Genomic DNA, 25,833 nt, shown 5'->3' on the forward strand with positions numbered 1-25,833 from the left:
CTCGTCCTTCTGGAGAAACAGTTCTGCTGGCGGCAGGATAGGACGCATCCGGTCGTGGCGACGGTCCTCGTAGCGTGCACGGGTGTCGGCGTCGAAGGCGCTGGCGGCCTCGTTAAGTCCGGATGCTGTGAATACCAGGGTTTCGCCGGGCAGGTAGTCAAAGAGCGTTGCGGTCTGGTCGAAGAACAGGGGCAGGTAGTACTCGATCCCCGGCGGTGTAATGCTGTGGGTGACGTCCTGGTAGATCGGGGCGTCTTTATCGGCATGGGGAAACTGCTCAAACCACCGGTTACGGAACCCTGATCGGGCTTCTTTGTGCCAGGGAAACTCGTTGGCGGGCAACAGCTCAATGCGTTCAATTCGGTCGATCGAGCGCTGGGTTTCCGGATCAAAGGTTCGCAGTGTTTCAATTTCGTCATCGAACAGGTCGATGCGGTAGGGACGGGTGGCGCCCATGGGGAAGATGTCCAGGATAGCCCCGCGCACCGCGTACTCGCCGTGTTCATAGACATTATCGGCGTGCCGGTATCCGGCCGATTCCAGCTGCATGCGCCAGTTGTCGATATCCAGTGACTGGCCAACCTCAAGAAGCAGGGTGTTGCCTTGCAGGTAACTGACCGGCGGCAACCGGTGCATCAAGGTGCGGGCCGGCACCACCAGGACGCCGTGGTTTGTGGTTGGCAACCGGTGTAGAGCCCGGATTCGACGGGAGGTAATGTCCTGGTGTGGTGAAAACAGATCGTAGGGCAGGGTTTCCCAGTCGGGCAGCGACAGTAGCTCGAGTCCATCCGGTGTGATGGCCGGTTGGTCTTCATCGGTGGGCAGGCCCAGATAGAATCGCATGGACTGCTCGAGGCGGATGGACTCCTCGGTGCTGCGGGTTATTACCAGTGTCAGGCCCTGATGGGCCCTGGCGCTCTCGCAGATGGCCAGGGCGTCGCTGCTGCCATGCAGTTGCCCCCAGATGCGGTGATCCGCAGCCTTGACAGGTGCGACCGGCGCAACCAGTGCGGTGTGTCTGTCGGAGTGGGCGGCGGCTTGCGTCATGGGCTGGTTCTTTCTCCTGGATGCATTGGGAGCCGGGGAGTGGCGAGGCGCGTATTCTACCGGCCAGAAGTGTCGCTGTCATGACAGCGGTCCAACAGTTACGAAAGGATTAACGGGGTGTATTTGCTGTCTGAGAAATAACGTTGGATAATACTGCCCCAATTTTCCAGGTTCCAACTGCAGAGGTTCAAGCGTGAGTCACGAACAGATCAACCAGCACCTGTCTAACTGGACGGAAAGAGAATCCACTGCGGAAGCCATGATTCCGCTGATCGGTCGCCTCTACCGTAAAAACAATGTGGTCACGTCCGTGTATGGCCGGTCCATTATCAACCAGTCGGTCATCGACATCATCCGCGCACACCGCTTCGTGCGTCAGGTTGAAGACAGCGAACTGTCCGTTCACAACACCCTGCCTATTCTGCAGGCGATGGACAAGATGGATCTCGGGCGTGGCCATGTCGATATTGGCAAGCTTGCGGTGAAGTTCAAGGAAGAAGGCGGGGCTCTTGACGACTTCCTCAAACGTGAGATTGGCCCGATTATCGGCGAGTACCAGACCCAGTCTCAGGAAGATGCCGAAAACGACACCAAGGATGTGGTGCTGTACGGTTTCGGACGGATCGGGCGGCTGCTGGCGCGGATCATGATCGAAAAGGCCGGTGGCGGCAACAATCTGCGCCTGCGCGCCATCGTGGTCCGTCAGGGTGGGGCAAGCAATGACCTCGAAAAGCGTGCCAGCCTGCTGCGCCGTGATTCGGTTCACGGTCCTTTCAACGGTACGATTACCGTGGATGAAGAGAACTCTGCGCTGATCGCCAATGGCAACTTTATCAAGGTGATCTACTCGCCGGGCCCTGATCAGGTGGATTACACCCAATACGGTATCAACAATGCGATCGTCATTGATAACACGGGTATCTGGCGTGACGAGGCTGGTCTTGGGCTGCACCTGAAATCCAAGGGCGTCAGCCGGGTTTTGCTGACTGCGCCGGGCAAGGGCGACATCAAGAATATTGTTCACGGCATTAACAACGACTGGATCACCCGTGAAGACAGGATCCTGTCAGCGGCGTCCTGTACCACCAACGCCATTACGCCGGTGCTCAAGGCCATTTATGATGAGTATGGTGTTGAGGACGGTCATGTCGAGACGGTTCACTCCTACACTAACGACCAGAACCTGATCGATAACTACCACAAGGGTAGCCGTCGTGGTCGCAGTGCCCCACTAAACATGGTTATTACCGAAACCGGTGCTGCGAAGGCCGTCGCCAAGGCGCTTCCGGAGTTGAAGGGCAAGCTTTCCGGTAACGCCATTCGCGTTCCCACTCCGAACGTGTCCATGGCAATCCTCAATCTCAACCTGGAAAAAGACGTAACGGTGGAGGGTGTTAACGAATACCTTCGCGATATGGCGCTGCACTCCGAGCTGCAGAAGCAGATTGACTTCGTCAACTCGCCGGAAGTGGTTTCCACCGATTTTGTCGGTTCCCGCCATGCCGGCATTGTGGATGCGCAGGCCACCATCGCCAATGGCAAGCGCCTGATCCTCTACGTTTGGTATGACAATGAGGCTGGTTACAGCGCTCAGGTGATTCGCGTGGTTAATCAGATGGCGGGTGTTACCTATCCGATCTTCCCGAAGCGGGTTAGAGGCTGACGAGCCCAAAAGTGCTCTGAGGCAATTAAGAAACCCCGGTCGTTTTCGCGACCGGGGTTTCTTTTTGGGCCCATGTAAACCACTCTCTGATTACGTTAAGGCACAAACTCCGTAGGGTTTCTGGTGGAAATAGTATTCCTTAATCTCTATAATTGGCGCGATTTTGGGTACGTCTGACACCCGCTTCCCATCGCTTTTCCTTAACCGGATGCCTGGCTGTGATTAACGCCGGTGGATCCGTTGCCCTGGCGCCATCATTCGGTTCAGGCCGGATTGGCACAACTGGGCGGCACGCGTCGGGCGTTACAAATCCATCGAATAGTTTCTGATGATTGGATGAGGCTAATGATCAAGATCAAAAAAGGCCTGGATCTTCCCATCAGCGGCGCTCCTGAACAGACCATTACAGACGGCAAACCCGTTCGCCATGTGGCGTTGATCGGTTTTGACTACGTAGGCATGAAGCCAACGATGGCTGTGAAAGAAGGTGACCGTGTAAAGCGCGGCACGCTGCTGTTTACGGACAAGAAGACCGAAGGCGTTCGTTATACTTCACCGGCAGCCGGTGTGGTCAAGGAAATCAACCGCGGCGAGCGCCGTGTGTTTCAGTCGGTTGTCGTTGAAATCGACGGCGACGAAGCTGAGACCTTTGCGCGTTACGATGCGTCTGATGTTGCTGGTCTGGAGCGTCAGCAAGTCGTCGATAACCTGGTCGAGTCCGGGTTGTGGACAACCTTCAAGACCCGTCCCTACAGTAAGGTGCCTGCCATTGATACGGCGCCGCATTCCATCTTCGTGTCCGTCATGGACACTAACCCGCTGGCAGCAGATCCCACAGTGATCATCCGTGAAAACGGTGCGGCCTTCGAACAGGGGCTGAAGATTCTCTCCAAGCTGACCACCGGTAAGGTGTTTGTGACCGGCAAGCCGGGCTCTGATGTGCCGGTTCCGTCTGACGACAGCGTGGAAGTTCAGCAGTTTGAGGGTGTTCATCCGGCGGGTAACGTAGGTACTCATATTCATTACCTCGATCCCATTGCCGGGGACAAAGTGGTATGGAGTATCGGCTACCAGGACGTCATTGATATCGCAAAACTGTTCGAGACCGGCGAGCTGTCGGTGAACCGTATTGTTGCGGTCGGTGGTCCGAAGGCCCTCAAGCCGCGCCTGATTCGTACCCGTGTCGGCGCCAACCTTGATGAACTTCTTGATGGTGAAATCGCCACGGACTGCGAGGTTCGCAAAATTTCCGGCTCTGTGTTCGGTGGTCGTCGTGGTGACGGGCCCTGTAACTACCTTGGTCGTTTCGCCAACCAGATCTCGGTTCTGGAAGAGGGCAACAAACGAGAGTTTATGGGCTGGCTGTCGCCGGGAGCCAACAAGTTCTCGGTTATGAACATCTACCTGTCCAAACTGGTCGGCGGAAAGCGGTTTGATATGACGACCACGACCAACGGCAGTGAGCGGGCGATGGTGCCAGTAGGGATGTACGAAAAGGTCATGCCTCTGGACATTCTGCCTACCCAGTTGTTGCGGTCTTTGATCGTGGGCGACACTGAAATGGCACAAAAACTGGGTGCGTTGGAGCTGGATGAAGAAGATCTGGCGCTGTGTACCTTCGTGTGCCCGGGTAAATACGAGTACGGTCCGATTCTCCGTGAGAACCTGACCAGAATCGAGATCGAGGGCTAAAACGATGGCAATCCGACAGTTTCTCGATGGTATCGAGCATCATTTCGAAAAAGGTGGCAAGTACGAGCGCTGGTATGCGCTTTACGAAGCGGTGGATACGATTTTCTATTCACCGGCTAGCGTGACATCCACTACCTCTCATGTGCGTGATGGTATTGATCTTAAACGCATCATGATTACGGTATGGCTGTGTACCTTTCCCGCAATGTTCTTCGGTATGTGGAACATTGGCTTCCAGGCCAACAGCTTCCTGGCTGAGAATCCTGACGCGCTGATGGGTGACGGTGGTCTGCGTACTGCCTTTATCAGTGCCCTGGCCGGCAATAATGCCGCCAGCATCTGGGACAACTTTGTCTACGGCATGGCGTACTTCGTACCCATTTACTTCGTCACCTTCGTGGTGGGCGGTTTCTGGGAAGTGCTATTTGCCACGGTACGTCGTCACGAAGTGAACGAAGGCTTCTTCGTGACATCCGTGCTGTTCGCGTTGATATGCCCGCCAACCATTCCGCTGTGGCAGGTTGCCCTTGGTATCACCTTCGGTGTGGTCATTGGCAAGGAAGTGTTTGGCGGCACCGGCAAGAACTTCCTGAACCCGGCCCTCACCGGTCGTGCGTTCCTGTATTTTGCCTATCCGGCCCAGATTTCCGGTGACACGGTATGGACGGCCGTCGACGGTTTCAGTGGCGCGACCGCGCTGAGCTGGGCTGCCAGTGGTGGCCTGGAAGCACTGGAAACCCAGATTGGCTGGATGTCAGCCTTTATGGGTTCGATTCAGGGCTCTATGGGTGAGACCTCAACGCTGGCGGTGTTGATCGGCGGCATTATCCTGCTGGTGATGAAAATCGCGTCCTATCGCATCGTCGGTGGCGTGTTGATCGGTATGATTGCCATGTCGCTGCTGCTGAACGTGATTGGCTCGGATACCAACCCAATGTTTGACGTGCCGGCTCACTGGCATCTGGTGATGGGTGGCTTTGCCTTTGGCATGATGTTCATGGCGACCGATCCGGTGTCGGCGGCGATGACCAACACGGGTCGCTGGTGCTTCGGTATCCTGGTCGGCGTGATGACCGTACTGATTCGCGTGATCAACCCGGCATTCCCGGAAGGCATCATGCTGGCAATTCTGTTTGCCAACCTCTTTGCACCGCTGATGGACCATTATGTGGTTCAGGCCAACATCAAACGGAGGCTTGCCCGTGGCTAAAGCTAAAGAAACTGTCTCCAGAACACTGATGGTTGCTCTGGTGCTGAGCGTTGCGTTTTCTGTCGTGGTATCGACAGCGGCGGTAATGCTTCGACCGGCGCAGATCCAGAACCAGAACCTGGACATTCGTTCCAACATCCTGGCGGCTGCCGGAATGCTGAAAGAGGGCGCAACGGCTGAAGAGATTGAGGAGACCTTCTCTCGCTTCGACGTTCGGTTGGTTGACCTCGAGTCTGGTGATTACGTTGATCCCGGGGCCGTTGGTGTGAAGGAGCCGATGAAGTACGACATGTACAAGGCGGCTTCTGATCCGTCCATGTCGGTCAATATTCCTGCATCGGAAGACAAGGCCGGCATCAAGCGCCGTCCGAACGTTGCCAAGATCTACACCCTGAGTGAAAACGGTGAACTGGTCAGGGTAGTCCTTCCGATTCATGGCTACGGTCTGTGGTCCACCCTTTACGGGTTCGTATCGCTTGAGGGCGATGCCAACACCATTGAGGGCCTGGGCTTCTATGACCACGCTGAAACTCCGGGGCTTGGTGGCGAGGTGGATAACCCCCGCTGGAAAAGCCAATGGGTCGGCAAGGAAGTGTACGGCGATGAGTTGGAAGAGCCGCAGATTCGCCTGGTCAAGGGTGGCGTGGGCGCCGGTGCATCCGACAAGGAGCACAAGGTGGATGCCCTGTCCGGTGCGACCCTGACGAGCCGAGGTGTTGAGCAGTTGGTCAACTACTGGATGGGTGACCGGGGCTTCGCACCGTACCTGAAAAAACTTCGTGAAGGGGAGGTCTGATCATGGCAGACGCTTCAGCCAAACAGGTTCTCTTCGAGCCGATATTCAGTAACAACCCTATTGCCTTGCAGATTCTCGGTATCTGCTCGGCACTGGCGGTGACCACCAGCATGAACGTAACTCTGGTTATGTGCATGGCGGTTATCGCGGTAACGGCCTTCTCTAACCTGGCCGTGTCGCTGGTTCGCACGCAGATTCCCGGTAGTATCCGGATTATCGTGCAAATGACCATTATCGCCTCCCTGGTTATCGTTGTTGATCAGGTCCTCAAGGCGTATGCCTACGAAATCAGTAAGCAGCTGTCGGTATTCGTTGGTTTGATCATCACCAACTGTATCGTCATGGGCCGTGCTGAGGGTTTCGCCATGAAGAACGGCCCCTGGCTGAGCTTCCTGGATGGCGTTGGTAACGGCATGGGCTATTCCGTTCTGCTTATTTTCGTGGCGTTCTTCCGGGAGCTGCTGGGCGCGGGATCGCTGTTCGGCGTGTCTCTGATGCCGGTCGTCAACGAGGGTGGTTGGTACATTCCCAACGGTCTGTTGCTGCTGCCGCCGAGTGCGTTCTTTATCATCGGCCTGGCGATCTGGGGTCTGCGTACCTGGAAGCCTGAGCAGGTAGAAGAAGCGGACTTCAAAATGTCCCGCCACACCGTTAAGGAGGCCTTCTGATGGAGCATTATATCAGCCTGATCCTGAAGGCCATCTTTGTTGAAAACATGGCGTTGGCCTTCTTCCTGGGGATGTGTACCTTCCTGGCGATCTCCAAGAAGATTGAAGCGGCCGCTGGCCTCGGTATTGCCGTTGTCGTGGTACTGACGATCACGGTGCCGGTGAACAACCTGCTCTACAACACTATCCTCAGGGAAGGTGCGTTGGACTGGGCGGGTCTACCGAATGTTGACCTGAGCTTTTTGGGCCTTATTACGTACATTGGTGTCATTGCGGCACTTATCCAGATCATGGAGATGGTTCTGGACAAGTATATGCCGGCTTTGTATGCCGCTCTTGGGGTGTTTTTGCCGCTGATTACCGTGAACTGCGCCATCCTGGGTGCATCACTGTTCATGGTCGAGCGGGACTACACCTTCAGTGAAAGCGTGGTTTACGGGTTTGGTGCCGGTGTCGGCTGGGCGTTGGCCATACTCGCATTGGCCGGTATCCGCGAAAAGCTCAAATACAGCGATGTTCCCGAAGGGCTACGAGGCCTGGGTATCACCTTCATTACGGTTGGTTTGATGTCCCTCGGTTTTATGTCGTTCTCAGGTATTTCACTGTAATCAACCCGGTGATTCGGTTTAACGAAAAGGCGAGACCATGAATACAGAAATTATTCTCGGCGTGGTCATGTTCACCGTTATCGTGCTGGCCCTTGTCGCGGTCATTCTCGCGGCACGGTCCAGACTCGTAAGCACCGGTGATGTGACCATTGAAGTCAACGACGACCCAGAGCATACGCTGACAACGGAAGCCGGCGGCAAGTTGCTCGGAACCCTGGCCGGAAGTGGCATATTCCTGTCCTCCGCCTGTGGCGGCGGCGGTACTTGCGCCCAGTGTAAGTGCAAGGTCCTGGAGGGTGGCGGTGCCATGTTGCCCACCGAAAAGACCCACTTCACCAATCGCGAGGAAAAGGAAGGCTGGCGCCTGTCCTGTCAGGTTCCGGTGAAGCAGGACATGAAAGTGGAAGTGCCAGAGGAGTTCTTTGGCGTCAAGAAGTGGGAATGTGAGGTTATCTCCAACCATAACGTGGCCACGTTCATCAAGGAACTGGTACTGAAGCTTCCCGAAGGTGAAGAAGTCGACTTCCGTGCCGGTGGTTACGTGCAGCTTGAGTGCCCCCCCTACGAAATCCCGTTCAAGGATTTCAAGATTGAGGAGGAGTTCCATGAAGATTGGGACAAGCACGATATCTGGCGTTACAAGGCCATCAACAAGGAGGAGACCATTCGCGCCTACTCCATGGCCAACTACCCGGAAGAGAAGGGTGTTCTCAAGTTCAACATCCGTATTGCCACGCCGCCTCCGGGCACGGATCATCCGCCGGGCATCATGTCATCCTACGTCTTCAACCTGAAGGCCGGTGACAAGGTGACGGTTATGGGGCCATTCGGTGAGTTCTTCGCCAAGAAGACCGAAGCTGAAATGGTGTTCATCGGCGGCGGTGCCGGTATGGCGCCCATGCGGTCCCATATCTTTGATCAGCTCAAGCGCCTGGAGTCCAAGCGTAAGATCAGTTTCTGGTACGGCGCACGAAGCGTCCGGGAGATGTTCTACGTCGAGGATTTCGACCAGCTGTCGGAAGAAAACGACAACTTCGAGTGGCATGTGGCTCTATCAGACCCGCAGCCAACCGATAACTGGGAAGGCGAGACCGGCTTCATCCATAACGTGCTCTATGAAAAATACCTGAAGGAGCACCCGGCTCCGGAGGACTGCGAGTACTATATGTGTGGGCCCCCAATCATGAACGCCTCGTGCATCAAGATGCTCAAGGATCTGGGTGTTGAGGACGAAAACATCATGCTGGATGACTTCGGGGGTTAATTAGCTCACATGACATTCAGCATGTTCCGACCCGTCAGGGTGGTTGCGGCCGGCGCCTTACTGGTGCTGGCCCTGGCCGCGCTGGCGGGTTGTTCGTTTGAGGAAGAGGAAAAAGTCTGGGAAATCGCCGGGCCGGTGTTTGGTACGCGTTATCATATCAACGTCGTATTGACGGACAATCCGGAGCGGCTGGAGAATCTGGCGCAAGGCATTGAAAAGGTTCTGGAAGGCGTGGACGCGTCGATGTCCACATGGCGTGAAGATTCCGAGCTTTCGCGCTTTAACCGTCTGGACGATCAGTCTGAGTGGGTGGAGATCTCAACGCCGCTCTACGAAGTGCTTGCAACAGCTGATCAGGTTTCCGAACTGACCGGTGGCGCTTTCGATGTCACCATTGGCCCGGTGGTCAATCTGTGGGGTTTTGGGCCGGATGCCCGTCCGGAGACGATCCCCAGCGACGATGAGCTCGCGGCCAGGATGGCAGTCACCGGTTACGGTAAACTGGACCTTCAGGCGGATCCTCCGGCACTGAGAGCGAGTCCCAATCAATACATCGATCTGTCAGCCATTGCCAAGGGCTACGGCGTGGACGCGGTGGCCCGTTACCTGAAAGATGAAGGTATCGCCGCGTATCTTGTCGAAATAGGTGGCGAAGTTCAGGCTCATGGGCATAAGCCGGATGGTGAAGCATGGCGCCTGGCCATTGAGCAGCCGGTGTCGGAAATGCGTGAAATCAACCGTGTGGTTGCCCTTGACCGACATGCAATGGCAACCTCGGGTGACTATCGTAACTACTACGAATCGGATGGCCGCCGGTTTTCGCATACAATAGACCCGAAAGACGGTCGACCGATTAGCCATACATTGGCATCGGTAACGGTCATTTCGGATGACTGCATGACGGCAGATGCCCTCGCCACGGCCTTTAATGTGATGGGGCATGATCGGGCAAAGGCGCTTGCCACGCGTGAGAACATAGCCGCGTATTTTATTGTGCGGGGTGACAACGGGTTTGAAACGGATTACACGCCTGCGTTTTCCTCGTTCCTAACACATTGACGGAGAGACCTTATGGGTACTTTTCTGCTGGTCCTGATGATTGTCGTGCTGCTGGTTGCAGCGATGTCCGTCGGGGTAATTTTCGGCCGCAAGCCGATCAGTGGCACTTGCGGTGGCATTGGTGCCATGGGTATCAGCAAGTCCTGTGATATCTGTGGCGGCAACACCCAGAAGTGTGAAGAAGAAAACGAACGCCTTGCCAACGACGGCAAGTCCGCGGAGGCACTGACGTATGACGCCTCCCGCTCAGACGACCGCTGATCCGGCGTCCACCAACCTATAAAAATTCCGGGAGCTTCTGAAAAGCGCCTGCGCCCTGCCAGTGCGTGCCTGCAGGGTCTTTTCAGAGGCTCCCTCACGACGTAGATAAGGAGTCACTGCAGAATGGCAGAACATCATTACGACGTCGTCGTTATCGGCGCAGGCCCTTCGGGAGAAGGTGCAGCGATGAATGCGACGAAACACGGCAAGCGTGTCGCAATCATCGAAGATAAACCCACGGTTGGCGGTAACTGCACCCACTGGGGCACTATTCCTTCCAAAGCGTTGCGTCACTCGGTCAAGCAGATCATCACCTTTAATACCAACCAGATGTTCCGTGATATCGGCGAGCCACGCTGGTTTTCTTTTCCCCGTGTTTTGCAGAATGCACAGAAGGTGATCGGCAAGCAGGTCAAGTTGAGAACCCAGTTCTATGCACGGAACCGCGTGGATCTGATTAACGGCCGTGCCAGTTTTATCGATAGCAACCGGCTCGAGATACGGGGTAATAAATCCCATGAAGTCCTGCATTTCAAGCAGGCGATTATTGCAACGGGCTCTCGTCCGTACCTTCCGCCGGATGTAGACTTCCGTCACCATCGCATCTACAACTCAGATACCATTCTGAATCTGTCCCACACGCCCCGCACGCTGATTATTTATGGAGCGGGCGTCATTGGTTCGGAATACGCCTCGATTTTCGCCGGCCTGGGTGTGAAGGTGGACCTGATCAACCCGGGAAGCCGCTTGCTCACGTTCCTGGACGATGAGATTTCGGATGCTCTGAGTTATCACCTGCGCAATAACGGTGTGCTGGTTCGACACAACGAGGAGTATGAATCGGTCGATGGTGATGATCACGGGGTCGTGCTGTCGCTGAAGTCCGGCAAGAAAATCCGTGCGGATGCGTTTCTCTGGTGCAATGGCCGTAGCGGCAACACCGAAAAGCTGGGCCTGGACAACATCGGTCTGACGCCCAACGGCCGTGGACAGTTGGCGGTTGACGACCATTATCGGACTGAAGTGGAGAATGTCTACGCGGCCGGTGATGTGATTGGCTGGCCAAGCCTCGCCAGCGCCGCCTACGATCAGGGGCGCTCTGCATCCTCCGACATCGTGAAGGACGACTATTTCCGGCTGGTATCGGATGTGCCGACGGGTATCTATACCCTGCCGGAGATCAGCTCGGTGGGTAAAACCGAGCGGGAACTAACCGAAGCCAAGGTTCCCTACGAAGTGGGGCAGGCGTTCTTCAAGGACCTGGCGCGGGCCCAGATCACCGGGGACCCGGTGGGCATGCTCAAGATCTTGTTTCACCGCGAATCCCGTCAACTGCTGGGGATTCACTGTTTTGGCGACCAGGCCGCAGAAATCGTTCACATCGGCCAGGCCATCATGAATCAGGAAGGCGAGGCCAACTCCCTGAACTATTTCATCAATACGACCTTTAACTACCCGACCATGGCTGAGGCTTATCGGGTAGCGGCGCTCAACGGTCTCAATCGGATTTTCTAGCTGCTGATTGCGGGCCGAGTGCTGTCCGTGCTTTCCGCGCTCTCTTGGGGCGTTGGAAGGTGGAGAGCTGCTTTCGCGCGGTTGTCGAAGAACATCCGCGTGCTTGTCGGATAGTCGGTGATGATGCTATCGACGCCCTTGGCTTCAAGCTGAACCATGTCGTGAATGCGGTTTACCGTCCAGGTGGATACGTGCATGCCGCGCCTGTGGGCATCGTCAACGATGGCACTGGTGCAGATACGCCAGCCGATACAGAGAAAATCGCAGTGCAAACGGGCTGCGGTATTGACCGGTCTCGGAAACTTCCGGTCCGTTACGAGTCCGATCCGCACCTTGCGGTCCCGGCGGCGGGCTTCCTGCAGGAACCAGCTGTCGGAGGAGGTAATGACCACCCGCTTGTAAAGATCGCGACGTTGAATGATTTCTGTCAGGCGATTGCACAGAATATTCAGTCGGTGACGGTTGTCTTTCTTTACCTCCAGTTGCAGGTGCTCGAAATCCGGGAATTCGTTGAGCAACGCCTCCAGAGTGGGAATGCCTGCTTTCCGCGGCCAGGCTGTGGTGTTGCGCCGGGCGTCCATGTCTGCCAGTTCGGATGCCGTGTAGTTGGCAACGTTGCCTTCCTGTCCGGTTGTGCGATCAACGGTCAGGTCGTGAATGACCATTGGCATACCATCTTTTGATAGAACCAGGTCAAGCTCAAAGTGCCGAACCCCGTGGCGGTAGGCGTGGGTAAAACCGGCCAGGGTATTTTCGGGGGCTTCCCCCTTAGCGCCCCTGTGTCCATACACGATCATTCTGGAGAAGATTCCTTCAGACGGTTATAGATTTGCTGGCGTTGCTTCCAGGTGTCGTGGCACAGCTGAATGTCTTCCAGATACGCCGGTAGTTCCCGCATCAGCAGGGCCTGAGGGCCATCCACCAAGGCTTTCTCCGGCTTCGGGTGGAAGTCCACCAGTACCATGTTGGCGCCCGCTATCACGCCCTGTGCGGTTGCGTGCATGACATCCAGGACGCCGTCGGGTGCGCGTTCGCGGCTGCCGACTGAGTGGGATGGGTCAACGCATACCGGCATGCGGGTAAGGCGCTTTACCGCCGGGACATGGGCGAAGTCCACCATGTTGCGGTGGGGTTGCCCAGCCTCGGTCTTCATACCACGCAGGCAGAAAATCACATTGGCGTTGCCTTCGCTGGCCAGGTATTCGGCCGCGTTCAGAGATTCATTCAGGGTGATGCCGAAGCCGCGTTTAAGCAACACCGGGTAAGTGCTCTGGCGGCCAATGGCTTTGAGCAACTCAAAGTTTTGCGTGTTGCGCGTGCCTACCTGCAGCATGACACCGGTAGGGCGCCCCAGTTGCTCCAGGCAATGGTCGATCTCTTCAATGTGGCTCTCGTGGGTGATCTCCATGGCAATCACCTTGATGCCATGTTTGCCGGCTTTCTCAAACACCCAGGGCAGGCAACCCTTGCCGTGGCCCTGAAAGGAATACGGATTGGTCCGGGGCTTGTAGGCGCCCATGCGGGTGCAAACCTGGCCATTGTCCTCAAGGGCCTGCATCATCTGCTCCACGTGCTCTGGCACGTCGACGGCGCACAGGCCGGCGAAAATGTTCAGGTTGGACTGGTCGAAGGTCACGCCGTTATAGGTAAAGCCACTCTGGCGCTTGTCGTCCTTGTGCCGCCCCAGAATCCGGTAGTCGTCGGAGATGCGTATCGCGCGCTCCACGGCAGGCAGGGCCTCGATCTCGTCCTTGTCCAGGGATTTGGTGTCGCCCAACAGGTACACCTCTGTCAGGCGCTGCTTGGCACCCTGGACTTCATGCACCCTGACCGATACCCCTGGCAGGTTCTCCAGAAAGTGCATGGTTTGGCGATAGGCTTCACTGTCCAGCGCGGTATCCGGGTGGAGAATGGCTAACATACTTGCTCCTTGAGGTTCAGTCAGCGCCTTCAGCGCGATGGCGGGCCTGCATGAACTCCCTGTGGTTAAGATGCAGCAGATCCGACATGCGGCGAATAAGGTGTTCCTCGTACTTGTCAATTCGGCCGTCAGCAAATGCAACCCGCCAGATGCTTTCAAGAAGTGCCTGTTTTTCTTCCTGACTCAACTGCTCGTTGATAAGGCCGGTAAACTCATAAAGGGAAGTGGCGTCGTCTGCCTGGTTGAGCGCATCCTGAAGGATCTCTTCGGCTTCGTCACGGGTGACCTGGTGCGCTTCAACCGCAAAGTTGACAATCGTCTTCAGTTCTTCGTCATCCTGATCGTTGTCGACCCTGGACAGCTGCACCATCAGCGCCGTGGCGGCCACCGCAAGCTGGTGGCTGTCAGGTTGTGTCGGTTCATCTTCGGGCGAGCCAAACAGGCTTTTCAGGCGCTCAATCATGGTGTCAGGAATCTCCTCCCGGTGGTGGCTGGCGTCAGGCGGCCTGGGACAGCCGGCGGACGCGGTTTTCAAGCTCTATCTGGTCGTTGGTAAAACGACGTATGCCATCGGCCAGTTTTTCCGTGGCCATGGCATCTTCATTGGACTCCCAGCGGAACAGGCGCTCATCAATGTCGCCTGGCCTGTCTGAGCTCTTTGCGCCCTCTGCGGACAACTGGCGTGTCAGCGCGCCGGAGTCGTTCTCCAGCTCCTGAAGCAGGGCCGGACTGATGGTCAGGCGGTCACAACCAGCCAGCATTTCGATTTCGCCGGTGTTGCGGAAACTGGCCCCCATCACCACCGTCTTGTAGCCATTGGTCTTGTAGTAGTTGTAGATGCGGGTTACCGACTGGACCCCGGGGTCTTCTGCCGCCGGGAAGGCATCACGCCCCGTCGCAGCCAGATGCCAGTCCAGGATACGGCCCACGAACGGCGAGATCAGGAAGGCGCCGGCATCGGCGCAGGCAGCGGCCTGGATATAAGAGAACAGCAGGGTGAGGTTGCAGTGTATACCCTCTTTCTCCAACTGTTCAGCGGCGCGAATGCCTTCCCAGGTGGACGCAATCTTGATCAGCACTCGGCTGGTATCCATGCCGAGGTGGTCATACAGCTCGACCAGGCGACGTGCGCGGGTGAGGGTGGCATCGGTATCGAAGGACAACCGGGCATCCACTTCGGTTGAAACCACACCAGGTATGCGCCCGAGAATTTGCTTGCCTGCGAGTACGGCCAGCATGTCAGTCGCGTAGGTCAGCTGCTCCGCATCGGAACCGCCGTGTTTGCGAGCGGCTGCCACGGCTTCGTCCAGCATCGGGCGGTAGGCCTCGGATGCCGCGGCCTTGAGAAGAAGCGACGGATTGGTGGTGGCGTCTTCCGGCTTCCACTGGGCAATGGCCTCCAGGTCCCCGGTGTCTGCAACCACCGTGGTCATGGCTTTCAGTTGTTCGAGCTTGCTGGTCATTCGTCCTGTCATCCTGATCGATTTGTTATTGATCGCCCGTTTGGCGGGCGCTTTGGGTCATACGCCTACAATAACGGGCCGCTCTGACAGGAACAAGGCAGTATTAAGGTAACAAGGTGCTCAGGCTGGCACTACCGTGGCCTCGGCAGGCTCGGGAACTTTCGCCATGGCCCGTTCGATGACTTCAATGCCGGACCCGGGCTTGTGGGCGTTCTCACTGATGTAGCGCCGGAACTGGCGACCCCCGGGCTGCCCGTGGAACAGGCCCATCAGGTGACGAGAGATGTGACTGAGGTAAACGCCACGGTCCAGTTCACTCTGAATGAATGGTAATACAGCTCGTAATGCTTCGTGCCGTGAAGAAATCGGCATGGGCTGCCCGAAAAACTCGGTATCCACGCCAGCCAGCAGCCAGGGGTTATGGTAGGCCTCGCGCCCCAGCATGACGCCGTCGGTATGTTCGAGGTGCTCCCGGCATTCGGCAAAGGTCTTGATACCACCGTTAATGATGATCTCAAGATGCGGGTAGCGGGCTTTAAGGCGATAGACCCAGTCGTATTTCAGCGGGGGTATGTCCCGGTTCTCTTTTGGGCTTAGACCTTCGAGAACGGCAATCCGGGCATGCACGATAAAGGTACGACAACCGGCCTGGGATACCTTCTCGATAAACTCACAAAGGTCATCCCAGGATTCACGGCCATCAATCCCGATACGGTGTTTGACGGTTACCGGCAGGCTGGTGGCGGCGATCATTGCCTGCACGCCCTCAGCCACTTTATCGGGGTGTGCCATCAGGCAGGCACCGATCATGTTGTTCTGTACCCGGTCGCTGGGGCAGCCCACGTTCAGGTTTACTTCATCAAACCCGTACTGTTCAGCCAGTTTGGCGCAATGGGCCAGTTCCTGCGGATTGCCGCCACCCAGTTGCAGCGCCAGCGGGTATTCCGTCGGGTCGTGCCGCAGAAATCGAGCGGTATCACCGTGGATCAGTGCGCCGGTCGTGACCATTTCGGTGTAGAGCAGGGTGTGCCGGCTGAGTTGGCGCGCCAGATAGCGATAGTGGCTGGTGGTCCAGTCCATCATCGGGGCCACACAGAAGCGGCGGGAGGGCTTCAGAGTGGGAGTTTCCTGGGGCGCGTTCATGTTCATTGACTGCTCAGTTATACCGTTCACAAGTGATTCGAGGGGGCACAGTTTATCAGGAAAACGCACCTTTTGGCGTGAGGGGGTGTGCGAAAGGTAGTGTAAACACGGATGTCGCGACTGGATTCACGAGTCGTTGACGTGGCGATCAATGCGCGACAAAATACTGTATAAATAATCAGTATTGGGTCGAAGGCATGCTCGATTCGGCCTTTCAAAATTTCAACCAGGCAGGTGGATCCGTCATGACTGGACAAGGCCCGGTATCTTTTGTTGACGTTAGGCGCCGGTTCGAATTCCGGAGCATTGAAGTGGGTCGTTGGGTTACACCGCCTGAACGGGACCGGGCGGCAGGCAGGTTCTATGAGGCTTTGTGCGATCTTATGAGTATCCTCCAGGGCCCGGAACATCTGATCTCGTTGCGTGGATCACTGGGGTTGCAGTACGGGATCGGCGGCCGGCCGGGCGTTGCCGCGCACTACATCCCTGCAACCCGACAATTGGCGCTTGCGAAGAATGCGGGGGCAGGAAGCCTGGCCCACGAATGGTTTCACGCTTTCGATCATTACATGGGGCATAAGGCGTTCCGCCGCCTGGGGAGTGGCGGATTCGCGTCCAGTGGTTGGCTGGATAGCGCTGACCAGAAGGAGCATCCTCTCAACAAACGATTGGGCGCCTGTTTTCAGGCCATCTTGCTGAATGAGGATGGCACCAGCCCCAGTTCGTTGTTTCAGTGTTCGAAGCGGGCGGATACGCAGATGAAGGTGCTTTATTACGCGAGGCCTGAAGAACTCTGTGCCCGGGCATTTGAAGCGTTTGTTGAAGACAGTCAGCCGCAGAGCAATTTTCTGGTCAGGGGGACCGTCTACTCTGACGAGGCCAGGGCAGGTCTTTATCCGGAAGGAAAGCAGCGCCAGCGAATCAACGACGCGTTTGAAGGCTACTTTATGGCACTGGGTGGAGCACTTTATCGTGAGCATGCTGAAGATGGCCCTGTTGGCCAATCTTTGTCGTCAACTTCCTGAGATCATCCACATTCGATCGATAACAAAGACAGGGTTGCCTCATGAACAACTGCATTTTTATCACTGGCGCTGCCGCCGGTATTGGCCGGGAGACCGCCCGTCTTTTTGCCTCCAAGGGATGGTTTGTCGGTGCTGCTGACCGGGATGAGGCGGCCCTGGCATCGCTTGAGAGTGAACTGGGGGATGATCGGTGCAGTACCCACATTGTGGACGTGGTGGACGAGACATCGGTCAGGCAGGGCCTGGCAGACTTTGCCAGTCGTACGGGTGGCCGGTTGAGGTTGCTTCACAATAATGCCGGCATTCTGAAAGTCGGCCCGTTCGAGAAGATCAATTTGGCCGCGCATCGGGCCGTGGTAGAGGTCAATGTGATTGGGCTGATGACGGTTCTGCACGGCGCCTTCCCGTATCTGAAGGCAACGCCGGGTGCCCAGGTGGTGAACATGAGCTCGGCATCTGCCGCCTATGGGATTCCGGACTTCGCGTCTTACTCCGCCAGCAAGCACGCCGTACGTGCGATGACCGAGGCTCTGGATATTGAATGGGAGCCACACGATATCCGCGTGTGTGATCTGATGCCTCCGTTCGTGAATACCGGCATGGTGCAGCAGAACGAGCAGGGATCCCGTTTATTTGAGCGCCTGGGTGTTAACCTGACTCCGGACGTCGTTGCAGCACAGGTGTGGGCTCAGGTCGAGCAGCCACGTCTGCACCGACCAGTTTCCATGCAGTTCCGGGCATTGTGGCCCATCGCCAAATCCGCGCCCACGTCCCTGACCCGGCGTGTGTTGAGAAAACTCTGGCGTCAGTAGTTGCCATCCGGGCAGGGCGACAGACGGCTATCTTTGATACTCTTTCAGACCTCGTCCATGAGGTATTCGGGAGAACTGTGTAATGCCGGTCATGATTCAGGCGCTGTTGCCGGTGTTTGTGTTGATCCTGTTGGGTTATCTGTTCCGGCGCTGGCATTTTCCAGGGGGCGACTTTTGGCCCCAGGCGGAGCGCTTCACCTACTACGTCCTTTTCCCGGCGATGTTGATCTTCAAGTTGGGCCAGGCTCAGGTGCCAGCGTCAGCCTACGGCGATATCCTCATTTTGATCGTTGCCATGCTGGCCGCAATGACCCTGTTGCTCATTGCGCTGCAATGGCTCTGGCGTTGGCCGGGGCCGGTATTTTCCTCGGTATTTCAGGGCGGTATCCGTTTCAATTCCTACGTGGCCCTGGCAACAGCTGGTATGTTGCTTGGGGATGACGGCCTGTCGCTGATTGCCATTGCCGTGGCAGTGAAAGTGCCGTTGCTGAACCTGCTTTGCATCCTGATGTTCTCCGTGGTGGCGGGGCAGGGTGCGGTGAAGCTGAAGCCCGTATTCAAGGCTGTCGTCTCCAACCCTCTGATCATTGGTTCGGTGGTTGGGATGTTCTGGAGCTATTTTCAGATTGGCTTCCATCCACTGGTGGCAGGTATTCTCGAGCCATTAAGTGACCTTGCGTTGCCACTGGGTTTGATGACGGTGGGTGCTGGCCTGCAGCTAAAGGCGCTACGCGGCGCCTCCATGCCATTCCTGGTGTCCTCGATGGCAAAGCTGGTAGGTTTCCCGCTGCTTACGGCAGGGTTGGCACTGCTGCTGGGCCTGGAAGGGATGATGGTTCAGGTGGCCATACTGATGGCAGCGCTGCCAACAGCCACTTCTTCATACATCCTGGCGCGCCAGCTTGGTGGTGACGCGCCCTTGATGGCGGGCATCATCAGTGGCCAGACCTTGCTGGCCATGGTGACTATTCCCCTTCTACTTGGCATCCTCTGGTAAGCACTTGAGCACAGCGTCTGCAAGGCTCTGTTGAAAAGTGATGTAGCCGTCTTGATCGGTTTCAATATCGGTGGCGAGCGGGTCCCAGGTACTGAATGTTATGTCCAGACCTTCGGTGATTGAGCGCCACCATTGACGGTTGAACTGAGGCTCAGTCAGCAGGCAGGGTTGATTGGCGTTGCGCAGTTTTTCCTGGACTTCTGCGATGTGGCCGGCACCTGGAGACAGTTCCGGGTTCAGCGTCAGAATGCCTTCCAGGTTCATGTTGTAGTGTCCCACGAAGCGGGTGAATGCGTCGTGGTATGTGAAGAGATCAATGTCGCGAGCAGTATCCAGGCGTTGATTGATCGCTGTCTCGGTCTCGGCCATAGCCCGCTCGAAACGCGCCAGATTGGCGTCAAGCACGTGGGTGTCTGCACTTTTCAGGGTTGCGAGTACCCGGTGAATATCCCGCGCCATCTCAACCGCCAGGGCCGGATCCAGCCAAATGTGCGGATCCTCTCCGGAGCCGTGGTCGTGGTGATGGTCGTCATGACCGCCTGATTCTTCATGGTCGTCATGGTGGTTGTGATGTTCATGTTCGTCATGGTCACCGTGATTGTTGTCTAACTGCACTTCCGGCACGTTTTCGCCGTGCATGAGTGAATAGGTGCGATCCCGGAACTCGCTTCCGCCGAGCAGTCGGGTCAGGAAGGTTTCCATCTCAGGGCCCACCCAAAAAATGGCGTCAGCAGCTTCCAGTGCCCTGCGCTGTGAGGGTTTCATTGAGTAGTTGTGCGGGCTGGCGCCAGGCTGAACCAGCGTGGTGATTTCCACATCGTCAGTGGCTATGGCTTTCACCAGCAGTTCGATGGGCTTGAGGGAGGTGACAACCTGGGTGCTTGCCAGGGTGCTGGTGGATGCCAGGAGTGTGGCGGCACCCAATGCGATGAGGCCTGTAAAGCGGCTAGTGGTCATGTGACTGAGACTCTGGAAAATTAATGGTACGTTATAATATAACAATACGAGCGGCGAATGAAGAGGGCGATCGCCTGACCATGCGAAATCCGGCTGTGGCCGGTATAATGCGTGGCTTTTAATGCATAGCCTTTTTCAGGCTGACACCATCAGGATGTTTTCATGACCGTACGTACCCGAATCGCACCGTCTCCCACCGGTGATCCCCACGTTGGCACCGCCTTCGTGGCGTTGTTTAACCTGTGCTTCGCCCGTCAGCACGGTGGCCAGTTCATCCTGCGGATTGAAGACACGGATCAGGTTCGCAGTACGCAGGAGTCTGAACAGGACATCCTGAATGCCTTGCGCTGGCTTGGGCTGGAGTGGGACGAAGGCCCTGACGTAGGTGGCCCCCATGGTCCCTACAGGCAATCAGAGCGGAAGGATTCGTATCGTCAATACGCGTTGGACCTTGTCACCCAGGGGCATGCGTTTTATTGCTTCCGCACACCTGAAGAGCTGGATGCCATTCGCGAAGAGCGTAAGGCTCAGGGCCTGAATCCAGGTATCAAGGGCAATCTGGAGCTGACTGAGGAAGAGGTCAAGCGTCGCCTGGATGCTGGTGACCCCTATGTTATCCGGATGAAAGTACCGGAAGACGGCGTTTGTGAAATCGACGATATGCTACGCGGCACCATCGAAATCGACTGGTCCCAGGTAGATAGTCAGATCCTGCTGAAATCCGACGGCATGCCCACCTACCACCTGGCCAATGTGGTTGACGATCACCTGATGGAAATCACCCACGTGTTGCGTGGAGAAGAGTGGATCAACTCTGCGCCCAAGCACAAATTGCTGTACGAATACTTTGGCTGGGACATGCCGGTACTGTGCCACCTGCCGCTACTGCGCAATCCGGATAAGAGCAAGCTGTCCAAGCGCAAGAACCCCACCAGCATCAACTTCTACGAGCGCATGGGATTCCTGCCGGAAGCGGTTACCAACTACCTGGGCCGTATGGGCTGGTCCATGCCGGATGAGCGCGAGAAATTCACCCTGGATGAAATGATCGAAAACTTCGACATCCAGCGGGTTTCCCTGGGCGGCCCGGTTTTCGACGTGGAAAAGCTGCGCTGGCTCAACGGTCAGTGGATCCGTGACGAACTCAGCGACGACCAGTTCGTCGAGCGCATGCGCCACTGGTGGTTCAACGAGCAGGCGCTGCGGGATCTGGTGCCTCACATCAAGGGCCGGGCGGAAGTGTTCAGTGATGTATCGCCGATGGCCTCGTTCATGTTCTCCGGCATGCTCAACCTCAAGCCGGAAGACTTCGGTCACAACAAGCTGGATGAAAGCCAGGTCAAGCGGGTGCTCCAGTTTACCCTGTGGAAGCTTGAAGCCCAGCGCCATTGGAGCAAAGAGAATATCTTTGCCGACGTTAAAGCTCTGGCCAAAGCCATGGAGCTGAAGATGGGTGATTTCATGTTCGCCATCTTCGTCGCTGTCGCCGGTACCCCTAACTCCTGGTCCGTTATGGACTCCATGGCTATCCTTGGTCCGGACATGACCCGGTCTCGCCTGCGTCATGCTCTTGAGGTAATGGGTGGATTTTCCAAGAAGGAAACCAAGCGGGTGGAAAAAGAATACGCGGCATTGCTGACGGAATAACCAATCTGTTGAATTAGTAAGCGACCAGAACAGGGATGTTCACGAAACTGAAAAAACGTTGGAAAAAAGGTTGACGCCCCAAGGGTCGATCCTTAATATACGCAGCCGTTGAGGGGCCATAGCTCAGCTGGGAGAGCGCAACACTGGCAGTGTTGAGGTCAGCGGTTCGATCCCGCTTGGCTCCACCAATTTCTAGTCCCCTTCGTCTAGTGGCCTAGGACTCCGCCCTTTCACGGCGGCAACAGGGGTTCGAACCCCCTAGGGGACGCCAATACGGCTCAACCGGTTTAGTCCGCCGGTAAGCCATCAAAAAAACCGCCTTCGGGCGGTTTTTTTGTGTCTGAAGGAAATGTCAGCGGGACGCTATAGCCCCTTTGCCGACGCCTTCATAGGCCTTGACACGAATGGCGTCCTCCGGAAACTCGGATTTCAACTGTCCGGCAATGTGCGCCGCAATAAGCTCCACTGTGGTGTCCGAATCCAGCATATAAACCCGGCTCTCCGGCAACGTCAGCGCAAATTCCCCCTGATTCGCCTCGTATTCAAAGGTGACGTACGCTGTGCCATCCTCGGCCACCCAGCGTTGGGTTACGTCCTCCTCGGAGCCCACATAGATATCCTGCCACCGCTTGGCCCATTGGTTCTCAAGATCCCGGTCTCTGTGCTCATTGCGGTCGATCCGAATAGGCGAGCGATGCCCATGGGCGATTCGCTGGCAATTACCCATGTGTTTCTTCAGGCCGTGAACATAGTGGTAGTAGGCCCCTTCAATCACATCTTCACGTAACGCAATATCCACATCCGTCACGTTTGCCGGCAAGACTGCCCGTAACTCCTGCTCCAACAGCCGGGCAACGGCAGATGGCACTACACGGTCAGACGACAGCCACACCACCGCTTCGTCCGGGGACCGATGAAGAATCCGGGTGCCGTCGGTCAGATGCCAGGTGAAGCTGTCTGGCTCATCCTCATTCCACTCAAGCCCCTTATAGGCTCTTGGGATCACCAGTCGGTGGTCCACGCGCTCGTCGATGACCCGTTTGATGGTGCGTTTGACGTTGCTGAAATCAAACACCATGCCTTGGTCATCCAGTTCGCCACCGAGCACCACATCCACAATCCAGCTTTCACCGACGAGCCCTCTGGAAGCATCCAGGTAGGCGAAGTCGATAACCGTTAGATTGTCTACGAAAAGGTGATTCATCGGAGGGGCCTGGCAAGAAAAGGTTGATTGATGCGCAGATTCTAGCAAAAATCCGCCAACGCTAGCAGCCTTGTATGACTTGCGTCAGGGGTAGCGAGGAGACCCAAGTACAAATGCACACTATTGCCGGTTCCGATTACCACGCTTTTCCTGTTCTACTCCTGGCGGCAGGAGCCTCCAGGCGTATGGGAAGGCCGAAGGCGCTACTTAAATTCAATGATGGCACGTTAATGGATCACGCTGTGTCCCAGGCCAAGCAATTGGGAGCGAACGTTACGGTTGTCTCTGGTTCTGGATACCCCTTGGTACGGTATCGATGTCGTAATCAGCCCTCTGCCTGGTGTTACACGCCTGATTGGGTATTTGGGATGGCTGCTTCATTGAAATCCGGGCTCCAGACTATAGGCCCACGAGCCAAGGGCGTATTTGTCACTCTTCTTGATCAACCGTTAGTTTCGGAGTCTGATCTTCGCTCTCTGGCATTTTGTGCGAGGCAAGAGGTGAGTGAGCCGTTTGCGGCAGATATCTACGGTAATCCCGGCGCTCCCGCCTACATACCCAGGCGCCTATGGAAAGAGATAATGATGCTGGAGGGTGATCGCGGTGCGGCTCGTATACTGACTCGTCATCAGGCCAAAACGCTTGCCATCAAGGGTGTTGAATCCGATGTGGATACGCCAGAGGATTGGAGGCGAATCCGCTACGATTAAGGCATTGCAGGTGCAGAGGATCTGTCTCTGGGCGGCCCAACGGTGTCAGGTTTTTATGCATATAGCGCTCGGATAGAAATCGAAAACACCCCTTACTCTATGAAACTCCGATGAATTGTGATTTTGGCGCGAGCTATGCTTTGGTCATGTGAGGAGGCTGGGGATTCGGCGTTGTCTCCGTGGTGGTTTGGGCATTGATCGAGCTCCCAGGCCAAAATCAAGCATGGAGGGTTAATCATGCATAACCTGACTAGAAACTCACTGACGCCTTGCCTGCTGGCATCGGCGTTACTCTTTTCCAGTGGCAACTCGTCTGCAGCGTTACTTGACGCTTTTGAAAACGGTGGATTCGAAGGTTATACCGGCAATACGAACTCATTCAACAGTGATGTGCCTCCCGGCTGGACTACAACAGAGGGTACGCCGGATGTGTTCAATGCTGGTACAACCATGAATAATTTCGCCTGGCAATCAAGCAGCACCGGCGGTGATTTTCTTCATGGTATTGGCTGGGATGGTCGAGCAGGATCGCCCTATGTGGAGAGTGCCTTGCAGGTTGGTCTCGAAGGGCTGGTTATTGGGCAGCAGTATGAGATTTCCTTTGAGCAGAGTATAAGCAATAGCGCGTTCTCCGAGGCAGGAGGTTATTGGGAGATCATCTTTGGGACAGAGAGTCAGAATTCCTCTGCTATGGAGATGCCCGACCTGGGCACAATCGCGGATTGGATGTGGGAAACCATGATTTTTACCGCGACTGCTGAGATCCAGACACTTGAAGTTATAGCGCATAGTACCTTTGGGCCAAGGGCCGACCTGGGCATAGACAGCTTTTTCCTGGGTGATCCGGGTACCAACCCGGACAATCCGGACACTCCAGATGTCCCTCCAACGGCATCTGTGCCGACTCCAGCAAGTCTTCCGTTGTTTGCGTTGGGGTTGACCGGGGTTCTGATAGCGGGATTGAGAAGACGTCGTCAGTGCTAAGAGCAGAAATACCGAGCCGGGTAACCCGGCTCGGTATTTCCGTCGTTTTGTTGTCCTGCCTTCAGGCGAACAACCCTGAAAGCCAGGCGATGCCCACCGCAAAAATACCAAGGCTGGCGGCCAGGCCGACGGTGTAGATGCGAGAGGTGGCGGAGCGCTGTTGTGCCACGAACAGGTCAATGGTGCGCTGGGCGATGTCCTCCGCGGTTTCCCGGGAAATTTCATGGGCCTGCTGGATGGCCTCGGATTGCAGGGTCTGCCAGAACTCGGTATCAATGGTTTGTACGCTGGTGATGTGATCCTTGAGTTCCGCCATGTGGTCACTGGTGAAGCCGGTATTGCGAGAGAGGTCTTTGCGCAGGTCAGCGAGTTCCCGGCCCAGGTTCAGGTTAACTTCCGCCGCCACGTCGTCACGCAGGTTGCGGGTGCGCTCTTCGATCATTTCGGTCACCGCGTTCAGGCGTTCCTCAACCGCGGTTTCCTGCTTTTTGCTGGATTCGTCCAGTACCCGCTTAAGATGGTCAAACTGCTCGTCGAACAGCGAGCTGAGTAACTCGTGCAGGCGGTTGTTAATGTGGGTTTTTACCGCTGAGCGGGCGATCTGTTCGATCAGATCGCTGGTCAGTGGGACAACCTGGGGGCCGCTGTTGTCGCTCGCGTGTAGCCCATCGTCGGCTTTTGGTGACATTTCCAGGGAGGCATCGGAGGGAATGTCGAGGATGTCATCGTCCAATTCATTTGGCTCAGCATCCAGTTCCGGCGGTTCGGGCAGATTGCCTTCGGTCACATCACTGTCGAGCTGGTCGAGAACGAGGCTAAGCCCCTCGGTGTGTGGGGGCTTGGTCAGAATGTTGTAAACGCCGAAGTTGCGGGCTTCCTCCATGAACGACGACGATTTCTTGGAGGTACACATAATGATGGGGATGGCGGCAGTGTCGGGGTTGCCCTTGATGGCCTTGGTGGCCTCCACACCGTTCATGCCCGGCATAAGGTGATCCATGAAAATCACGTCTGGACGTTGATGGGAGCTCAAAAAATCCAATGCCTCCTCTGCCGAGCCAGCCATGTTCACCTCCATGTCCCGGCCTTCCAGCAGTTTGCTCAGGGCAAATCGAGCCACTTTCGAGTCGTCTACCAGGAGTGCATTCTTGATCGCCATGTCACAACCTCAACCTTTACAGCGTGTG

General features: G+C 56.3%; 24 protein-coding genes, 2 tRNA genes and 1 pseudogene. 18 read left to right on the top strand and 9 right to left on the bottom strand.

Annotated elements, in window-relative coordinates:
• Nucleotides 1-1,047, bottom strand: a pseudogene (locus AXW11_RS08350) (transcription-repair coupling factor); the annotation flags it as partial.
• Between the two features lie 259 nt (nucleotides 1,048-1,306).
• Between AXW11_RS08350 and AXW11_RS08355 the strand changes: the two are divergent.
• The 10 genes from AXW11_RS08355 to sthA all read left to right on the top strand — a co-directional run bounded on the left by AXW11_RS08355 (nucleotide 1,307) and on the right by sthA (nucleotide 11,783).
• Nucleotides 1,307-2,710 carry a glyceraldehyde-3-phosphate dehydrogenase gene (locus tag AXW11_RS08355; RefSeq protein WP_374700701.1) on the top strand — a complete coding sequence of 468 codons (1,404 nt, stop codon included), beginning with the start codon at nucleotides 1,307-1,309 and terminating at the stop codon, nucleotides 2,708-2,710.
• 345 nt (nucleotides 2,711-3,055) lie between these two features.
• A complete protein-coding gene (locus AXW11_RS08360) occupies nucleotides 3,056-4,402 on the top strand; it encodes a Na(+)-translocating NADH-quinone reductase subunit A (RefSeq protein ID WP_036204959.1) in 1,347 nt (448 codons plus the stop codon).
• Between the two features lie 4 nt (nucleotides 4,403-4,406).
• Nucleotides 4,407-5,612 (top strand): NADH:ubiquinone reductase (Na(+)-transporting) subunit B, encoded by a 1,206-nt coding sequence (locus AXW11_RS08365; protein WP_036204961.1) that lies wholly within the window; start codon nucleotides 4,407-4,409, stop codon nucleotides 5,610-5,612.
• On the top strand, nucleotides 5,605-6,408 hold the full coding sequence (locus AXW11_RS08370) for a Na(+)-translocating NADH-quinone reductase subunit C (RefSeq protein ID WP_036204962.1): 804 nt from the start codon (nucleotides 5,605-5,607) through the stop codon (nucleotides 6,406-6,408). The genes AXW11_RS08365 and AXW11_RS08370 overlap by 8 nt, the downstream gene beginning before the upstream one ends.
• Nucleotides 6,409-6,410: 2 nt before the next feature.
• Nucleotides 6,411-7,076, top strand: coding sequence for an NADH:ubiquinone reductase (Na(+)-transporting) subunit D (locus tag AXW11_RS08375; RefSeq protein ID WP_007153910.1), 666 nt, complete (start codon nucleotides 6,411-6,413; stop codon nucleotides 7,074-7,076).
• Nucleotides 7,076-7,684 (top strand): NADH:ubiquinone reductase (Na(+)-transporting) subunit E, encoded by a 609-nt coding sequence (nqrE, locus tag AXW11_RS08380; protein ID WP_007153909.1) that lies wholly within the window; start codon nucleotides 7,076-7,078, stop codon nucleotides 7,682-7,684. Before AXW11_RS08375 ends, nqrE begins: the two co-directional genes overlap by 1 nt.
• Nucleotides 7,685-7,721: 37 nt before the next feature.
• Nucleotides 7,722-8,948: an NADH:ubiquinone reductase (Na(+)-transporting) subunit F gene (gene nqrF, locus AXW11_RS08385; RefSeq protein WP_036204964.1), complete on the top strand. Its 1,227-nt coding sequence runs from the start codon at nucleotides 7,722-7,724 to the stop codon at nucleotides 8,946-8,948.
• A gap of 9 nt (nucleotides 8,949-8,957) precedes the next feature.
• On the top strand, nucleotides 8,958-10,007 hold the full coding sequence (locus tag AXW11_RS08390) for an FAD:protein FMN transferase (RefSeq protein WP_041333735.1): 1,050 nt from the start codon (nucleotides 8,958-8,960) through the stop codon (nucleotides 10,005-10,007).
• Between the two features lie 12 nt (nucleotides 10,008-10,019).
• Nucleotides 10,020-10,268: a (Na+)-NQR maturation NqrM gene (gene nqrM, locus AXW11_RS08395; protein ID WP_036204968.1), complete on the top strand. Its 249-nt coding sequence runs from the start codon at nucleotides 10,020-10,022 to the stop codon at nucleotides 10,266-10,268.
• A gap of 123 nt (nucleotides 10,269-10,391) precedes the next feature.
• Entirely contained in the window at nucleotides 10,392-11,783 is a 1,392-nt protein-coding gene (gene sthA / locus AXW11_RS08400) for a Si-specific NAD(P)(+) transhydrogenase (protein WP_036204970.1), read from the top strand.
• Here the strand turns inward: sthA and AXW11_RS08405 are convergent.
• The 5 genes from AXW11_RS08405 to dusA all read right to left on the bottom strand — a co-directional run bounded on the left by AXW11_RS08405 (nucleotide 11,780) and on the right by dusA (nucleotide 16,310).
• Nucleotides 11,780-12,580 carry a glycerophosphodiester phosphodiesterase gene (locus AXW11_RS08405; RefSeq protein ID WP_075194764.1) on the bottom strand — a complete coding sequence of 267 codons (801 nt, stop codon included), beginning with the start codon at nucleotides 12,578-12,580 and terminating at the stop codon, nucleotides 11,780-11,782. The two genes, sthA and AXW11_RS08405, sit on opposite strands and share 4 nt — an antisense overlap.
• A complete protein-coding gene (locus tag AXW11_RS08410) occupies nucleotides 12,577-13,704 on the bottom strand; it encodes a 3-deoxy-7-phosphoheptulonate synthase (protein WP_007153903.1) in 1,128 nt (375 codons plus the stop codon). The genes AXW11_RS08405 and AXW11_RS08410 overlap by 4 nt, the downstream gene beginning before the upstream one ends.
• Nucleotides 13,705-13,720: 16 nt before the next feature.
• The gene (locus AXW11_RS08415) at nucleotides 13,721-14,167 is read right to left on the bottom strand and encodes a tellurite resistance TerB family protein (protein ID WP_041333737.1); all 447 of its coding nucleotides are present in this window, start codon (nucleotides 14,165-14,167) and stop codon (nucleotides 13,721-13,723) included.
• A 34-nt stretch (nucleotides 14,168-14,201) separates the two neighbouring features.
• Entirely contained in the window at nucleotides 14,202-15,167 is a 966-nt protein-coding gene (gene tal, locus AXW11_RS08420; RefSeq protein WP_041333738.1) for a transaldolase, read from the bottom strand.
• A 120-nt stretch (nucleotides 15,168-15,287) separates the two neighbouring features.
• Nucleotides 15,288-16,310 carry a tRNA dihydrouridine(20/20a) synthase DusA gene (gene dusA / locus AXW11_RS08425; RefSeq protein ID WP_041336589.1) on the bottom strand — a complete coding sequence of 341 codons (1,023 nt, stop codon included), beginning with the start codon at nucleotides 16,308-16,310 and terminating at the stop codon, nucleotides 15,288-15,290.
• 245 nt (nucleotides 16,311-16,555) lie between these two features.
• Between dusA and AXW11_RS08430 the strand changes: the two genes are divergently transcribed.
• The 3 genes from AXW11_RS08430 (at nucleotide 16,556) to AXW11_RS08440 (ending at nucleotide 19,144) form a co-directional block, all read left to right on the top strand.
• Entirely contained in the window at nucleotides 16,556-17,335 is a 780-nt protein-coding gene (locus tag AXW11_RS08430; RefSeq protein ID WP_041333739.1) for a CLCA_X family protein, read from the top strand.
• A 41-nt stretch (nucleotides 17,336-17,376) separates the two neighbouring features.
• Nucleotides 17,377-18,147: an SDR family oxidoreductase gene (locus tag AXW11_RS08435; protein WP_041333741.1), complete on the top strand. Its 771-nt coding sequence runs from the start codon at nucleotides 17,377-17,379 to the stop codon at nucleotides 18,145-18,147.
• An 82-nt stretch (nucleotides 18,148-18,229) separates the two neighbouring features.
• A complete protein-coding gene (locus AXW11_RS08440; RefSeq protein ID WP_041333742.1) occupies nucleotides 18,230-19,144 on the top strand; it encodes an AEC family transporter in 915 nt (304 codons plus the stop codon).
• On the opposite strand, the gene AXW11_RS08445 is transcribed toward AXW11_RS08440, so the two are convergent.
• Entirely contained in the window at nucleotides 19,124-20,101 is a 978-nt protein-coding gene (locus AXW11_RS08445) for a zinc ABC transporter substrate-binding protein (RefSeq protein ID WP_041333744.1), read from the bottom strand. The two genes, AXW11_RS08440 and AXW11_RS08445, sit on opposite strands and share 21 nt — an antisense overlap.
• Before the next feature lie 162 nt (nucleotides 20,102-20,263).
• Here AXW11_RS08445 and gltX point away from each other — a divergent pair, with 162 nt between their 5' ends.
• The 3 genes from gltX (at nucleotide 20,264) to AXW11_RS08460 (ending at nucleotide 22,019) form a co-directional block, all read left to right on the top strand.
• A complete protein-coding gene (gltX, locus tag AXW11_RS08450; RefSeq protein ID WP_036204988.1) occupies nucleotides 20,264-21,748 on the top strand; it encodes a glutamate--tRNA ligase in 1,485 nt (494 codons plus the stop codon).
• 112 nt (nucleotides 21,749-21,860) lie between these two features.
• Nucleotides 21,861-21,936 (top strand) — tRNA-Ala (locus AXW11_RS08455).
• 7 nt (nucleotides 21,937-21,943) lie between these two features.
• A tRNA-Glu gene (locus tag AXW11_RS08460) sits at nucleotides 21,944-22,019 on the top strand.
• Nucleotides 22,020-22,100: 81 nt separating this feature from the next.
• Here the strand turns inward: AXW11_RS08460 and AXW11_RS08465 are convergent.
• Nucleotides 22,101-22,952 carry a 6-pyruvoyl trahydropterin synthase family protein gene (locus AXW11_RS08465; protein WP_075194771.1) on the bottom strand — a complete coding sequence of 284 codons (852 nt, stop codon included), beginning with the start codon at nucleotides 22,950-22,952 and terminating at the stop codon, nucleotides 22,101-22,103.
• 113 nt (nucleotides 22,953-23,065) lie between these two features.
• Here AXW11_RS08465 and AXW11_RS08470 point away from each other — a divergent pair, with 113 nt between their 5' ends.
• Together AXW11_RS08470 and AXW11_RS08475 are read left to right on the top strand one after the other, a co-directional pair.
• Complete coding sequence (locus tag AXW11_RS08470) at nucleotides 23,066-23,662, top strand: nucleotidyltransferase family protein (protein ID WP_085680070.1); 597 nt, start codon at nucleotides 23,066-23,068, stop codon at nucleotides 23,660-23,662.
• A gap of 237 nt (nucleotides 23,663-23,899) precedes the next feature.
• On the top strand, nucleotides 23,900-24,646 hold the full coding sequence (locus AXW11_RS08475) for a hypothetical protein (protein WP_036204995.1): 747 nt from the start codon (nucleotides 23,900-23,902) through the stop codon (nucleotides 24,644-24,646).
• Between the two features lie 61 nt (nucleotides 24,647-24,707).
• On the opposite strand, the gene AXW11_RS08480 is transcribed toward AXW11_RS08475, so the two are convergent.
• Nucleotides 24,708-25,805: a response regulator gene (locus tag AXW11_RS08480; RefSeq protein ID WP_041333750.1), complete on the bottom strand. Its 1,098-nt coding sequence runs from the start codon at nucleotides 25,803-25,805 to the stop codon at nucleotides 24,708-24,710.
• Nucleotides 25,806-25,833: the final 28 nt, after the last annotated feature.

Source organism: Marinobacter sp. Hex_13 (genome assembly GCF_001566815.1).
Taxonomy (GTDB): Bacteria; Pseudomonadota; Gammaproteobacteria; order Pseudomonadales; family Oleiphilaceae; genus Marinobacter; species Marinobacter salarius.

Excerpts from the sequence above, each read along its gene's own strand:
- tal (WP_041333738.1), bottom strand. The coding sequence starts at position 15,167 with ATGACCAGCAAGCTCGAACAACTGAAAGCCATGACCACGGTGGTTGCA.
- nqrM (WP_036204968.1), top strand. The coding sequence starts at position 10,020 with ATGGGTACTTTTCTGCTGGTCCTGATGATTGTCGTGCTGCTGGTTGCA.
- AXW11_RS08475 (WP_036204995.1), top strand. The coding sequence starts at position 23,900 with ATGCATAACCTGACTAGAAACTCACTGACGCCTTGCCTGCTGGCATCG.
- AXW11_RS08415 (WP_041333737.1), bottom strand. The coding sequence starts at position 14,167 with ATGATTGAGCGCCTGAAAAGCCTGTTTGGCTCGCCCGAAGATGAACCG.
- AXW11_RS08440 (WP_041333742.1), top strand. The coding sequence starts at position 18,230 with ATGCCGGTCATGATTCAGGCGCTGTTGCCGGTGTTTGTGTTGATCCTG.
- AXW11_RS08355 (WP_374700701.1), top strand. The coding sequence starts at position 1,307 with ATGATTCCGCTGATCGGTCGCCTCTACCGTAAAAACAATGTGGTCACG.
- AXW11_RS08435 (WP_041333741.1), top strand. The coding sequence starts at position 17,377 with ATGAACAACTGCATTTTTATCACTGGCGCTGCCGCCGGTATTGGCCGG.
- gltX (WP_036204988.1), top strand. The coding sequence starts at position 20,264 with ATGACCGTACGTACCCGAATCGCACCGTCTCCCACCGGTGATCCCCAC.
- AXW11_RS08480 (WP_041333750.1), bottom strand. The coding sequence starts at position 25,805 with ATGGCGATCAAGAATGCACTCCTGGTAGACGACTCGAAAGTGGCTCGA.
- AXW11_RS08375 (WP_007153910.1), top strand. The coding sequence starts at position 6,411 with ATGGCAGACGCTTCAGCCAAACAGGTTCTCTTCGAGCCGATATTCAGT.
- AXW11_RS08465 (WP_075194771.1), bottom strand. The coding sequence starts at position 22,952 with ATGAATCACCTTTTCGTAGACAATCTAACGGTTATCGACTTCGCCTAC.
- AXW11_RS08405 (WP_075194764.1), bottom strand. The coding sequence starts at position 12,580 with ATGATCGTGTATGGACACAGGGGCGCTAAGGGGGAAGCCCCCGAAAAT.
- AXW11_RS08410 (WP_007153903.1), bottom strand. The coding sequence starts at position 13,704 with ATGTTAGCCATTCTCCACCCGGATACCGCGCTGGACAGTGAAGCCTAT.
- nqrE (WP_007153909.1), top strand. The coding sequence starts at position 7,076 with ATGGAGCATTATATCAGCCTGATCCTGAAGGCCATCTTTGTTGAAAAC.
- AXW11_RS08390 (WP_041333735.1), top strand. The coding sequence starts at position 8,958 with ATGACATTCAGCATGTTCCGACCCGTCAGGGTGGTTGCGGCCGGCGCC.
- dusA (WP_041336589.1), bottom strand. The coding sequence starts at position 16,310 with ATGAACGCGCCCCAGGAAACTCCCACTCTGAAGCCCTCCCGCCGCTTC.
- AXW11_RS08430 (WP_041333739.1), top strand. The coding sequence starts at position 16,556 with ATGACTGGACAAGGCCCGGTATCTTTTGTTGACGTTAGGCGCCGGTTC.
- AXW11_RS08470 (WP_085680070.1), top strand. The coding sequence starts at position 23,066 with ATGCACACTATTGCCGGTTCCGATTACCACGCTTTTCCTGTTCTACTC.
- nqrF (WP_036204964.1), top strand. The coding sequence starts at position 7,722 with ATGAATACAGAAATTATTCTCGGCGTGGTCATGTTCACCGTTATCGTG.
- AXW11_RS08445 (WP_041333744.1), bottom strand. The coding sequence starts at position 20,101 with ATGACCACTAGCCGCTTTACAGGCCTCATCGCATTGGGTGCCGCCACA.
- AXW11_RS08365 (WP_036204961.1), top strand. The coding sequence starts at position 4,407 with ATGGCAATCCGACAGTTTCTCGATGGTATCGAGCATCATTTCGAAAAA.
- sthA (WP_036204970.1), top strand. The coding sequence starts at position 10,392 with ATGGCAGAACATCATTACGACGTCGTCGTTATCGGCGCAGGCCCTTCG.
- AXW11_RS08360 (WP_036204959.1), top strand. The coding sequence starts at position 3,056 with ATGATCAAGATCAAAAAAGGCCTGGATCTTCCCATCAGCGGCGCTCCT.